13 protein-coding genes are annotated in these 12,231 nt (G+C 52.7%); 5 read left to right on the top strand and 8 right to left on the bottom strand.

From position 1 onward, the window contains the following. Positions 1-90 precede the first annotated feature (90 nt). On the top strand, positions 91-1,776 hold the full coding sequence (locus tag HZS79_RS10650) for a 2-isopropylmalate synthase (protein ID WP_162217764.1): 1,686 nt from the start codon (positions 91-93) through the stop codon (positions 1,774-1,776). A gap of 4 nt (positions 1,777-1,780) precedes the next feature. Here the strand turns inward: HZS79_RS10650 and HZS79_RS10655 are convergent, their stop codons facing one another. Both HZS79_RS10655 and HZS79_RS10660 read right to left on the bottom strand, forming a co-directional pair. After that, positions 1,781-2,122: a TraR/DksA family transcriptional regulator gene (locus tag HZS79_RS10655; RefSeq protein WP_179927848.1), complete on the bottom strand. Its 342-nt coding sequence runs from the start codon at positions 2,120-2,122 to the stop codon at positions 1,781-1,783. Positions 2,123-2,141: 19 nt separating this feature from the next. Next, positions 2,142-2,996: a universal stress protein gene (locus HZS79_RS10660; protein ID WP_162217762.1), complete on the bottom strand. Its 855-nt coding sequence runs from the start codon at positions 2,994-2,996 to the stop codon at positions 2,142-2,144. 169 nt (positions 2,997-3,165) lie between these two features. Here HZS79_RS10660 and crcB (HZS79_RS10665) point away from each other — a divergent pair, with 169 nt between their 5' ends. From crcB (HZS79_RS10665) to HZS79_RS10675, 3 genes are all read left to right on the top strand, one after another. Beyond that, entirely contained in the window at positions 3,166-3,549 is a 384-nt protein-coding gene (gene crcB / locus HZS79_RS10665; RefSeq protein WP_162217761.1) for a fluoride efflux transporter CrcB, read from the top strand. Then, positions 3,546-3,941, top strand: a complete 396-nt coding sequence (gene crcB / locus HZS79_RS10670; RefSeq protein WP_162217760.1) for a fluoride efflux transporter CrcB — start codon at positions 3,546-3,548, stop codon at positions 3,939-3,941. The genes crcB (HZS79_RS10665) and crcB (HZS79_RS10670) overlap by 4 nt, the downstream gene beginning before the upstream one ends. Before the next feature lie 69 nt (positions 3,942-4,010). Continuing rightward, positions 4,011-4,979: an arsenic resistance protein gene (locus HZS79_RS10675; RefSeq protein ID WP_179927849.1), complete on the top strand. Its 969-nt coding sequence runs from the start codon at positions 4,011-4,013 to the stop codon at positions 4,977-4,979. Between the two features lie 93 nt (positions 4,980-5,072). On the opposite strand, the gene HZS79_RS10680 is transcribed toward HZS79_RS10675, so the two are convergent. Together HZS79_RS10680 and HZS79_RS10685 are read right to left on the bottom strand one after the other, a co-directional pair. Then, positions 5,073-5,930, bottom strand: coding sequence for a universal stress protein (locus tag HZS79_RS10680; protein WP_179927850.1), 858 nt, complete (start codon positions 5,928-5,930; stop codon positions 5,073-5,075). 19 nt (positions 5,931-5,949) lie between these two features. Then, positions 5,950-7,440 (bottom strand): SulP family inorganic anion transporter, encoded by a 1,491-nt coding sequence (locus HZS79_RS10685; protein ID WP_162217757.1) that lies wholly within the window; start codon positions 7,438-7,440, stop codon positions 5,950-5,952. Positions 7,441-7,886: 446 nt separating this feature from the next. On the opposite strand from HZS79_RS10685, the gene HZS79_RS10690 reads away from it, so the two are divergent. Then, the gene (locus HZS79_RS10690) at positions 7,887-8,900 is read left to right on the top strand and encodes an isocitrate dehydrogenase (protein ID WP_179927851.1); all 1,014 of its coding nucleotides are present in this window, start codon (positions 7,887-7,889) and stop codon (positions 8,898-8,900) included. Between the two features lie 100 nt (positions 8,901-9,000). Here HZS79_RS10690 and HZS79_RS10695 read toward each other — a convergent pair whose 3' ends face one another. The 4 genes from HZS79_RS10695 to dksA form a co-directional block, all read right to left on the bottom strand. Then, positions 9,001-9,651 carry a peroxiredoxin gene (locus HZS79_RS10695; protein WP_179927852.1) on the bottom strand — a complete coding sequence of 217 codons (651 nt, stop codon included), beginning with the start codon at positions 9,649-9,651 and terminating at the stop codon, positions 9,001-9,003. 145 nt (positions 9,652-9,796) lie between these two features. Further along, the gene (gene folE2, locus HZS79_RS10700) at positions 9,797-10,681 is read right to left on the bottom strand and encodes a GTP cyclohydrolase FolE2 (protein ID WP_179927853.1); all 885 of its coding nucleotides are present in this window, start codon (positions 10,679-10,681) and stop codon (positions 9,797-9,799) included. Next, on the bottom strand, positions 10,681-11,799 hold the full coding sequence (locus HZS79_RS10705) for a CobW family GTP-binding protein (protein WP_179927854.1): 1,119 nt from the start codon (positions 11,797-11,799) through the stop codon (positions 10,681-10,683). The genes folE2 and HZS79_RS10705 overlap by 1 nt, the downstream gene beginning before the upstream one ends. Further along, positions 11,799-12,170: an RNA polymerase-binding protein DksA gene (dksA, locus tag HZS79_RS10710; protein WP_179927897.1), complete on the bottom strand. Its 372-nt coding sequence runs from the start codon at positions 12,168-12,170 to the stop codon at positions 11,799-11,801. Before dksA ends, HZS79_RS10705 begins: the two co-directional genes overlap by 1 nt. Positions 12,171-12,231: the final 61 nt, after the last annotated feature.

Below are 12,231 nucleotides of genomic sequence, written 5' to 3' on the forward strand. Positions count from 1 at the left end.
CCCTACGTGGCGCCTTATCCTGGCACCCGTTAACGCGGCTTACGCCACAAGCGGCCGCCTCAATAATTCACAGCCTTCAGGAAACTCACCATGTCTGCTTTTGATCATCGCAAATATCGCCCTGCTCCGCGTGTTCCCGCGTTTAACCGCCAATGGCCGGACCGCGACCTGACACACGCGCCAATTTGGGTAAGTGAAGACCTACGCGATGGCAACCAGGCGCTGCTAGAGCCGATGACAGTTGAGCAAAAGCAGCGTTTTTGGCACCAGATTATCAAGGTGGGCATCAAAGAAGTGATGGTGGGCTTCCCCTCGGCTAGCCAGCCAGACTACGATTTTGTACGTTGGCTAATAGAAGAAGACCAAATTCCAGACGATGTGACCATTGCGGTGCTCGTACAGTGCCGCGAACACTTAATCGAGAAAACCTTTGCCTCGCTGGTGGGCGTCAAACGCGCCATTATTCACCTTTATAACTCCACCTCCACCATCCAGCGCGAGCGGGTGTTCGAGATGGACCGAGACGGTATTACCGATATTGCCGTTCAGGGCGCTACCTGGGTAAAAACCTATGCTGCCCAATACCCAGGCGTTGATTGGCGCTTTCAGTATTCTCCGGAAAGCTTCTCTAGCACTGAAATTGATTTCTCACTAGCTATTTGCGAGGCAGTGATGGATGTCTGGCAACCAACGCCAGACAACAAGTGCATCCTGAACTTGCCTACCACGGTAGAAGTCGCAGGGCCGCACCATCATGCTGACCAAATTGACTACTTTTGCCAGCATATCAGCCGCCGTGACAGTGTGATTATTTCGGTACATACCCACAACGACCGTGGCGGCGCCGTCGCTTCAGCAGAGCTGGCATTGTTAGCGGGTGCCGACCGTGTCGAAGGCACGCTTCTGGGTAACGGCGAGCGCACGGGCAATATGGATATCGTCACCCTGGCGATGAACCTCTATAGCCAGGGCATTGACCCTGAGCTGGACCTTTCCAATCCGGATGAGATTGTCCAGGTGGTACATGAGTGCACCGGCATCACCATCCACCCGCGCCACCCCTGGGTAGGCGAGATGGTGTATACCGCGTTTTCCGGTAGCCATCAGGACGCTATTCGTAAATCACTCAAGCATCAAAAGCCCGATGAGCCGTGGCAAGTGGCGTACTTGCCTATTGACCCCCACGATATTGGTCGCGATTATCAAGCCGTCATTCGGGTTAATAGCCAGTCAGGCAAAGGCGGCATGGCCTTTTTGCTGGAGAGAGACTACGGCATTAATCTGCCACGCTGGATGATGCTGGCACTTGCCCCTTACGTGCAACAAGAGAGCGAACGCCGCAACAGCGAGCTTTCCAGCGAAATAATTCGCCAGGTGATGTTTGATAATTTCACTCAGGATGCGCCGCTTTCACTGGCCGATTACCGGCTCTCGAAAGGTCAGTACGAAGGTATTGAAATCACCCTGTGGGAAGGCTCTGAAACGCTGCGCTTGTCAGGTACCGGCAACGGTGCCATGTCATCCTTCACCGATGCCTGGAAGAAACATTCAGGTAGCAACGTGACGATTGTTGACTATAGCGAACACTCCCTTGGCGGCGACAGTGAAGCCAACGCTATCGCTTTCGTTCAGCTCAATATAGACGGGCAACGACTTTGCGCCGTGGCTGAAGATAGCGACACCGTGAGTGCATCGCTGAAGGCGCTGCTGTCAGGCATTAATGCTGCACAGGCCACTAGGCAACCACAGCAGGAAGACGCTGCTATCGAGGCATAAACGCTTATTCAGCACACTCGATACATTTCAGCACTAACGGATCCCAAGTGAGGCGTTTGGCACCAATCCATTCGCCACACTCAATACACTCACCAAAGTTCTTTTGATCAATACGCTGCAAGGCGCCGCTAATACGCTTAAGCGTCATTTGGCGGCGCTGCTCTTCTGCCTTTACCATGGCTTGGCTCTGCAGCGCATCCATACGTGAAAGCCGCCCCACCGAGGTTTGGTCTAGCACCACGGTCTCTCTTGAGGACGCGCTGTCAGCGCTCTCTTCTCGCAAAGAAGTCTCTAGCGCCAAGAGCTTTTCCCGTATCGCGGGGATATCTACCTCAGGGTGGTTCATCTGCGTTTCCCTATTTGCTTCAGCGCAAAATTAGCACCGGCATTTGGGCGTTGCGCAGCATCTGGGTGGTAGTGCTGCCCACCAACAAGTGGCGAATACGCGAATGGCCATAAGCGCCCATCACAAGCAAATCGATAGTGTTCTCCTGCTTATAAGCTCGTAGGGTCTCCTCTACGTCACCGGCACGAATCGCCCCTTCAGCCACATGACCCGCGGCTTGCAATGTTTCAATGGCCCACTCAAGCTGCGAGCGATTTTCAGCGGTTTCAGCCCCCACAATCACCACATGGCAGGTTGCCCCTTCAAATAGCGGGCTTTTGGCTAGCATCTCAACACCTTTGCGCGCCGTTTTGCTCCCATCAAAGGCCATCATCACATTTTGCGGCTGCGTGAACTGCTTGGGCACCATTAGAATCGGGCGATGCATCTCGCGTACTACTCGCTCTAAATTCAACCCTAGATGACCACTAGCTTGATGTGCCGACTCGCCGCGCTTACCCAACACCAACAACCGCGTATCCGTTTCATTTTCCACCAGCGTTTCGACGAGCGTGCCATTGCGCTGAAGGACTCGGGCATCGGTGACGCCTAGATCAGCAGCCCGGTGCTGGGCAGCCGCTAACATCAACTTACCCTGCTCTCGAGCAACTTTTGCCCGCTGCTCCTCAATATCTGACAGCTGTTCAAGTAGATGCTCTCGAGTACCTAGTCCTAGATTGCCGGTGAGATCTGGTTCTGCCACTTGGGAGTGATTATCTAAAACATGAATAAAGCTTAATGGGGCATCCAGAGCCTTGGCGGCCCAGGTTGCGTAGTCGCATACGCTTTCTGAATACTGAGATCCATCAATTGCTGCTAATACGCGGTCAGACATAAAGGTGGCTCCTTGAGCGGGTGCGTAAACACTTTTGTTATTCTCATTCTTTTTTACACGAACTTATTGACCAGTGACACCTTAATGCGTTCGTTCCATTCATCCGCAGCGCTACGCTGACTGGTGATACAATCTGCAACTTAACGTGTGACCAGCAAAAGGAATCGGTATGGGGCATGGCATCACAGGCTTACTACTTGTGGCACTAGGCGGTGCATTGGGTGGCATGGGGCGCTTTGCAGTTTCCAATATCATGGCCCATTTGCTGGGCAACGCTTTCCCGTGGGGCACGCTTATCGTCAATGCCAGTGGGGCTCTGATAGCGGGTTGGCTACTAGGTTACTTCGATATGCTCATCACACAGCCACTGTGGCTATTCACCATCGCGGGGCTGCTGGGCGGCTACACCACTGTTTCATCATTTAGCTTACAAACCCTTGAGCTTTGGCAGCGCGGCCAAGCGCCAAGGGCTGCCCTTAACATTGCTGCCACGCTCGTCTTAGGCTTAGCAATGGCCATACTAGGTTGGCTGCTGGGCACGGGGGCACAATGAGTTGGAAAGTCTATCTAGCCGTCGGTGTGGGCAGCGGTGCTGGTAGCGTACTACGCTATGCCATATCACTTGCCACAATGACGGCGTTTGGCGGTTACTTTCCCTGGGGCACGTTGCTGGTTAATGTCTTGGGGTCAGGGCTAATTGGCTGGTTAGCGGCAACTATCTCCCGCTTTCCCCACACTCAACTCGCCCGCTGGCAACCTCTGTTAATAGCCGGCTTCTGTGGCGGTTTTACCACGTTCTCGCTGTTTAGCCTGGAAACCATTCACCTTATTCAACACGGCTACCCAACATTCGCACTGCTGTATGTGCTGGTTAGCCTACCGCTATGGCTGATGGCAGTCTGGCTTGGAGAGCGTATAGCGCTGTCTCGGCCACCATCCCAATAAGGCCGAACTCAGCAGCTCAACCAACGGCCAGTTCAGCCAACTATTCGCTTAGCCAACCAAGGGTATGAGATGCGCGAGCAGCTAGAGCGTCAGCAATCTTGGCTATACCTGGGCTGTATCTGCCTAGGGCTGGTCATGGGAATAGCGGCTCCTGGGCGTACGCCAGCGCTTGAAGTATTTCTGTGGCCCCTCTTAGGCATACTGCTGTACGCCACCTTTACGCAAATTCCGTTGTTACATATCCGGCAGAGCTTAGCCGACACCCGCTTTATGGCAGCACTGCTGATTGGCAACTTTATTATCATTCCTGTACTACTAGGGCTGCTAGTACTAGGTTTTTCAGTACTGGGGCTACCACTTCCCCCTCCCGTGATGGCGGGGGTGCTGCTGGTACTTCTCGTGCCCTGCACCGATTGGTTTATTACCTTCACCCACTTAGGCAAAGGCGATGCCGCCCGCGCTATTGCCGCCACCCCACTACTGCTGTTGGTGCAGATCATAGCGTTACCGCTATATCTGTGGCTTTTTTTAGGCCGTGAGTGGTTTCAGCTTACCTTTTCTACGGATCTGCTTAGCGCATTTGCTGGCTTGATCGTGCTGCCCTTGGCATTAGCATGCCTAACAGAGGCTGCCGCACAACGCTATCACGCCATTGAGCGTGCCACTGAGCAGCTTGGATACTTGCCAGTGCCGCTGCTGGCACTGGTGGTATTGGTCATTGCGGCAACCCAGGTTAACAGCGTGCTAGCGCTTTCCCACGTACTGGTGCAGGTCGTCTTTATTTTTGCGGGCTACTTGGTCGTGGCGGCAGTTCTAGGCAAAGTGCTGGGTAGGCTATTTAAGCTTCCCGCCACCAGTGCTCGGACGCTTGCCTTTAGCTTTGGCACCCGCAATTCGTTTGTCATGCTGCCCATTGCACTTGCCCTGCCCAATGGCTGGCAGGCCGCCGTCGTCGTGATTGTATTTCAATCCCTGGTAGAGCTTTTTGGCATGGTGGCATATTTGCGTTGGGTACCAAGTAAGTTATTGCCTGATTAGCCAATAAAAAGCCGACACACTCAAACAGTGAGGGTCGGCTGCGGGAAAAAATGTGCAAATGCGAGCTAATTTTAATGCGCGTTTATCAGCTCATTAGCGCAATATCAGTACCGGTATCCGGCTACCGCGCAACATCGCCGTTGTAGTACTGCCAACCAACAAGTGGCGAATGCGCGAGTGGCCATAAGCCCCCATCACAAGAAGGTCAATACCATGCTCCTTCTCATACGCTTGAAGGGTATCGGCTACTTCGCCCGCGCGAATGGCACCTTCCGCTTGATGGCTGGCATCGCGCAGCGTGCTCAGCGCCCACTCAAGCTCACTGCGGTGCTCTGCCGTATCAGAACCTACAATTAGCACATGGCATTCTGTACCTGCGAATAGCGGCGAGCGCGCCAGCATCTCCACCCCTTTACGGGCAGTTTTGCTGCCGTCAAACGCAATTAGCACCTTTTCAGGCCGCTTAAAGATTTTGGGCACCATGAGAATTGGGCGGTGCATTTCACGCACCACGCGCTCAAGGTTAGAACCTAAATGACCACTGGCCTGGTCCGCGCTTTCACCACGCTTCCCTATCACCAACAAGCGAACGTCTTTTTCTAGCGCTACCAGGGTTTCAACCAACGTGCCGTTAAGCTGGCGGGTGATGGGGTCATGCACCCCATCTTCTACTGCTCGAGCTTTGGCAGCTTCCAGCATTAACTTGCCTTGCTCGCGATTCACCTTGGCACGCTTTTCATCAAGCTCAGAAAGCTCTTTCATCAAACGCTCGCGGGCACCGAACCTAAGGTTCCCCGAGAGATTGCGCTCTTCCGGCACTTGGGAGTGGTTATCGACCACATGCACAAAGCTTAATGGCGCGCTAAGTGCCAAACTTGCCCAGGCAGCGTAATCGCATACGCCCTCTGCATACTGGGAGCCGTCAATCGCGGCAAGTACTTGTTCCGTCATATCGCTCTCCTCGCCTTAATTAGTGGCCACCCATCAGTTTTTCTACCGCAGCTGGGTCATTATGAACCGCATAACGGTCTACCACAGTCGCACTGGCTTCGCTCAACCCTACCAGCTCTACCTCAGTACCTTCACGACGGAACTTAATCACCACACGATCAAGCGCCTGAACGGCGGTAATATCCCAAAAGTGGGCACGGGAAAGGTTAATGGTGACCTTATCGATACTCTCTTTGAAATCAAAAGCTGCAATGAAGCGCTCAGAAGAGGCGAAAAACACTTGGCCAACGACCTGATACTCACGCTCTTTACCGGCATCCACTTCTTTTGAGCCGATGTACAGGATATTGCCGACTTTGTTAGCAAAGAACATGGCTGCCAATAGCACGCCTACAAACACACCAATCGCAAGGTTGTGCGTCACTACTGTCACGATGACCGTGGCGACCATCACAAAGTTGGTGCTCATGGGGTGCTTTTTCAGATCGCGGATCGATTCCCAGCTAAAGGTACCAATCGACACCATGATCATTACAGCTACCAGCGCAGCCATAGGAATCATTGATACCCAGTCAGAAAGAAACACCACCATCATCAGCAGTACAACACCGGCAATCAATGCCGAAAGGCGCGTACGACCACCCGATTTAATATTGATCACCGATTGGCCGATCATCGCACAACCTGCCATCCCCCCCATTAAACCAGCACCAATATTGGCGATACCTTGACCTTTACACTCACGGTTTTTATCGCTGGGCGTATCCGTTAAGTCGTCCACAATGGTCGCAGTCATCATTGATTCAAGCAGGCCCACCACCGTTAGCATCAACGCGGTTGGGAAAATAATCATCAGTGTTTCTAAATTGAGGGGCACGTTTGGCCACAGGAACACGGGCAGAGTGTCAGGTAACTCCCCCATATCACCGACGCTACGAATATCCATGCCACTCACCATATACACCACGGTCAGTACCACGATGCACACTAAGGGTGAGGGGATCGATTTACCAATGACAGGCAAGTATGGGAAGAGATAAATAATGCCTAAGCCTGCCACCGTCATTACATAAACGTGCCATGTCACGTTGGTTAACTCAGGCAATTGCGCCATAAAGATCAAGATTGCCAGCGCGTTCACAAAGCCGGTAACCACCGAACGGGATACAAAGCGCATCAGCTCTGCAAGCTTTAAGTAGCCCGCAATAATCTGTAAAACCCCTGTTAACAGCGTGGCCGCCAGCAAGTACTCAAGACCATGGTCGCGCACCAGGGTTACCATCAACAACGCCATAGCGCCGGTTGCCGCGGAAATCATACCTGGGCGACCACCGGTAAAGGCGATCACTACCGCGATACAAAATGAGGCGTATAGACCCACTTTGGGGTCGACGCCCGCAATAATCGAAAACGCAATCGCTTCAGGGATTAGCGCTAGAGCGACAACGATGCCTGAGAGCGTGTCGCCTTTGATGTTAGAGAACCACTCTTGCTTACTGAAAAGTGCCATTCAGGGAGTCCATAGTTGAAGGTGAAACACTACGCACTACCGCCACACCGAGGTGAAGCGAGAACGCGCAATTAAGCGAATAGATTGTCAAAATAATGGAAGATACGGGGGCACCATCAAGCCAATGAACGGCCATAGGATGCACAAGCGCCGACATAACGCGATAGGCGTCATGGCACTATATAAAGGAGGGAATTACCTAGGGTGGAGTCATCAGCCCAAAAAAGACGTGTGTGTGCTTAGTCATTGGTAAATTCTATACGGTTGCGATACGTAAGGTGCGACAAAGCGCCGTATCTTAACAGCATAACGACTACATTGCATCTCACGTCTAGCAGGCCTCTACTTCTTCGCGCACGACTTAGGCAGGGTGACCTTCTACCTAATTGTGGCGTACCATTGCGCCACCAAGAACGACCCAGATTGCCCAAGAGGAGAAGTAGTTAATGAGCCAGTCAATTGCGGTGATTAAAGGCGATGGCATCGGCCCCGAAATTATGGATGCCACCTTACGCGTGCTGGATGCACTGGAGTGCGGCCTGGATTACGAATTTGTTGATGCTGGCCTCGCTGCCCTTGAAAAACATGGCACGCTGATTCCTCAAGCGTCGCTTGATGCGATTGAGCAATATGGCATCGCACTGAAAGGCCCTCTGACCACCCCCATCGGCAAAGGCTTCTCTTCGATCAACGTACAGCTACGCCGTCACTTTGATCTGTACGCTAACGTCCGCCCCGCCATCAGCTTCCCAGGCACCCGCTCTCGCTACGAAGATATCGATATGATTACCGTGCGGGAAAACACCGAAGGTGCCTACCTCTCCGATGGCCAGGAGATGGTTGACGACGGCAACACAGGGATCTCGGTGATCAAAGTCACCCGAGATGGCTCCGAGCGCATCGTGCGCTATGCGTTTGAGCTGGCAAAAAAGAACGGTCGTAAAAAAGTCACGGCGGTACACAAAGCTAACATCATTAAAACCAGCTCAGGGTTATTTTTGGATGTCGCTCGTGAAGTCGCCAAAGAGTATCCAGAGATCGAGTTCCAGGAAATGATCGTGGATAACGCCTGCATGCAGCTGGTGATGAACCCCCATCAGTTTGACGTCGTTGTCACGACTAACCTGTTTGGCGATATTCTGTCTGATCTGTGTGCCGGGCTAGTAGGCGGATTAGGATTAGCGCCAGGCGCTAACATCGGCGAAAAAGCGGCTATTTTTGAAGCAGTGCATGGTTCTGCCCCAGATATTGCTGGCCAAAAAATCGCCAACCCATGTGCGTTGCTGCTAGCTGCTGCCCAGATGCTCGACCACCTGGGCATGAAAGAAAAAGGCGATGCTATCCGTCACGGTATTCGCGCAGTGCTAGAAAATCGTCGTGATATGGTCACTCCCGATATGGGCGGCACAGGTAACACAGATACGTTTGCTCAGGCATTGGTAGAGCAGGTAACTGCTTAATTCCCTGTAAAACTTTATAATCATTTTAGCCAAACACCCCGCTAACACATTATCAGCGGGGTGTAGCAACTCACAGAACGCGTTAGCTCACGAGAGGCAATTAACGCAATTTCGTTTTACGCAGGTATGGAAGCACCGCTTCGAATTCACCAAACTTCTGTTTAGCATCTTCATCCGAGATGCTCGGCGGAATAATAACATCCTGACCGACGGTCCAATCTGCGGGCGTAGCAACGCCATGTTTTGCCGTGGCTTGTAGGGCATCTAGCGCGCGCAGAATTTCTGCAAAGTTACGGCCCACCGTCATCGGGTAGGTCATGGACAGCTTTAGCTGCTTATCCGGCCCAATGATAAACACCGAGCGCACAGTGGCACTATCGGCTGGCGTACGGCCATCAGGTAGGTAGGCATCTTCCGGTAACATATCGAACAGCTTAGATACCGTGAGGCCTTCATCGGCAATAATCGGGAAGCCCACTGAGTTGCCACATACTTTTTCGATATCGTCAGCCCAGCGCTTGTGATCTTCGACACCATCGACAGACACACCAATCACTTTGGTGCCGCGCTTTTCCCACTCCGCGCTCAGCGTTGCCACAGCGCCAAACTCAGTGGTGCAGACTGGCGTAAAATCTTTCGGATGAGAAAAAAGGATCGCCCAACTGTCGCCAATCCAGTCGTGAAAACGAATCGGACCTTGGCTAGTGTCTGCTTCGAAATCAGGCACTACTGCATTGATACGTAATGACATCGTTCCTCCTCATGTAGGTAAATTGCACCCTGTTACCATATATGACTTTAGGCGCCTTCACTATAGAACGTTTTACGCTAATACAAGACACATTACGCAGGCCCACAGCGACGAGCCTAGTGGCTAAATCACTCACTAACCCCTCTTACCACTGCCACTCACAGCGAGCCACTGCGTCATGGGCATGCAGGCTTTCCGCATGAACCACCTTGAGCTTGAACCCTGAAATATCGGGCATCTTTCTGAGCGTTCGATCCAAACGTTTTGCCGCATCTTCGCAAAACATCAGGTTCTGACCATTAGCGAGTGCAAACGCCTGTTCATCAATACGCTTGACCGCGGTTTGCAACGCGGTGCCCAATGCTTCTTCAATGCGCTCAACAAGTGAAGCAAGCGGGATATCGTCGCTCCCTGTCAACCGCACAGAGCAGTGAGCAACGCTGCGCTGACTATGGGGCGTAGCAAGAATACCCTCTTCAGTTCCCAACCACGCAAGTACTGCCTGCTTGGTTAGCGGTATATCATCAAAATCTTCTGTAAAGGCTTGCTGAATTAATTGCCGAGCTAATGCCGCCGAACAGGGACACGTTGAGGAGTAGCCAACAGCCACCTCTAGCTCCAATTGAAACCCTGACGGGGTGAGCTGGCCACGCAGCGTAAACGGGTAGCCTTTCCATCCCGACAAGGGGCTAATCAGCGCATCCCGCTTGAGCAGCACGTCGCCGCTGATGTCTAGATAAGCATGTTCAGACAGCCCTTGATGGCTCTCCAAAAATACCGCCAGCAGGCGCTGCAACGACGTGATGGTCAACGGTTGATGCTCTAATGCATCGAGTGCCGTGTACAACCGCGACATATGAATGCCTCGAGCCTCGGTGGCCTCTAGGCTTACTCCCGCCGAAAGACGCGCATTGACATGGCTTCCGGCCAGCTGAACTGGCAAAGCAATGCCCTCCATGCCCACCCAGGACAGCGTGCCTGACAACCGTGTGGTTTGCTGGGCGACATCAGGTAAGGTTAAAGCCGTCATTACGTTGCCTCGTTCGTTGGTGTGATCGCTGGAGAGGTAGATGAGGTAAAAAAGCGATAAAGTTCGGCCACAGTGCTAGGCGCGACGTTCTGAGTAATAAAAACGAATCGCGAAATACGATCACTAACACTGTGGTTAGGCAGCGGCGCAGGCGGGTGAAAAATGTGCTGGACGCCATGCAGCGCTAATGGCTCTTCACGGTCAGTAAGATGCACTACTGCTTTAATTCGTAGCATTTTTTCACCCATCAGCGACATCAACAGATCCAGCCAATTTTCTAACGCTTCAGGCGTAATGAGCTCCTCAATACAAAAGCAGAAAGCGCTAATATTCTCCCCATGGCGGGTTAGCGTTGGCTGGCGGCTAGGCGTCACAGGCGTAGGCGTGATAGCACTTTGCTGAGAGGTAGCATGCTGATGACCCATGGCGTAATGCAACTGATAGCTTGCTGACTTTAACCACCCCTCAACCTGGTACTCTTGTGACGCCCCTCGATAAAGCCCGGCGCCTACTAACAAGTCGGGGGAAAGATTGCCATTCTGCACTTGCCACTGCTCGGCAGCAGGGTTGATTGACGCAAGCTGGTTGGCCAGGTACGACAGACGCTCTTCATCTGCCAAATCGGTTTTGGTAATCAGTAACCGATCTGCCACCGCCACCTGGCGTTGAGATTCGCGATGCGCCTGCAGCGTCGCTTCCCCGTTTACAGCGTCCACACAGCACACCACGCTATCCAGCTGGAAGCGGTGGGCAAGCCAATGATCGGTCATCAATAAGTGCAGAATCGGTGCTGGATCGGCAAGTCCCGTGGTTTCAATCACCACGCGCGAAGGCGCTGGCTTACCCTCTGCCAGAAGCGCATCAATAGCCTGCTGCAGTGTACGGCTTAGGTCTCCCCGCAATGTGCAGCATAAACACCCACTGCTCATTTCCACGACCGTCTGCTCATCACTTTGGGTAATGAGCAGATGATCCAGACCAATGTCACCAAACTCGTTAATCACCACTAGCGTGTTGCGCATCGACGCTTGACGTACCCAACGATTCAGCAGCGTTGTCTTGCCACTCCCCAAAAAACCCGTCAGCACATTAACCGGCGTTAGCGTGGTGAATTGCATTACTCCCCCCGCGCCTTACGATAATGGTGTTCCTTACGCTCCTGACGCTCTTTTGCTTCTATGCAGAGTTTTGCCGTTGGTCGAAAAAGCAGCCGTGGAATACCAATCGGTTCTCCAGTCTCTTCGCAGAAACCATACTCCCCGCTTTCAATCCGCTTAAGAGCTGAATCAATATTAGTCATCAGCCTGCTTTCGCGATCAGCTTGGCGAAGCGCCAGGCGCAGTTCTTCTTCAAACGATGCTTGGTCAGCTTCATCGCTGTCTCGCTCATGAGAAGCGATCGCCATCTTTACCTCTTTCAAATGTGCTTCTAGCTCAGCGCGCTCACTTAAAAGCCGTTGCCGGAAGAAATCGAGTTGCGTTGCATTCATGTACTCGTCATCCGGCGATGCCAACAACTTCGCTTCTTCAGCCTTCTGCGAGTCTGCTGAT

Source organism: Vreelandella zhaodongensis (genome assembly GCF_013415115.1).
GTDB classification, from domain to species: domain Bacteria; phylum Pseudomonadota; class Gammaproteobacteria; order Pseudomonadales; family Halomonadaceae; genus Vreelandella; species Vreelandella zhaodongensis.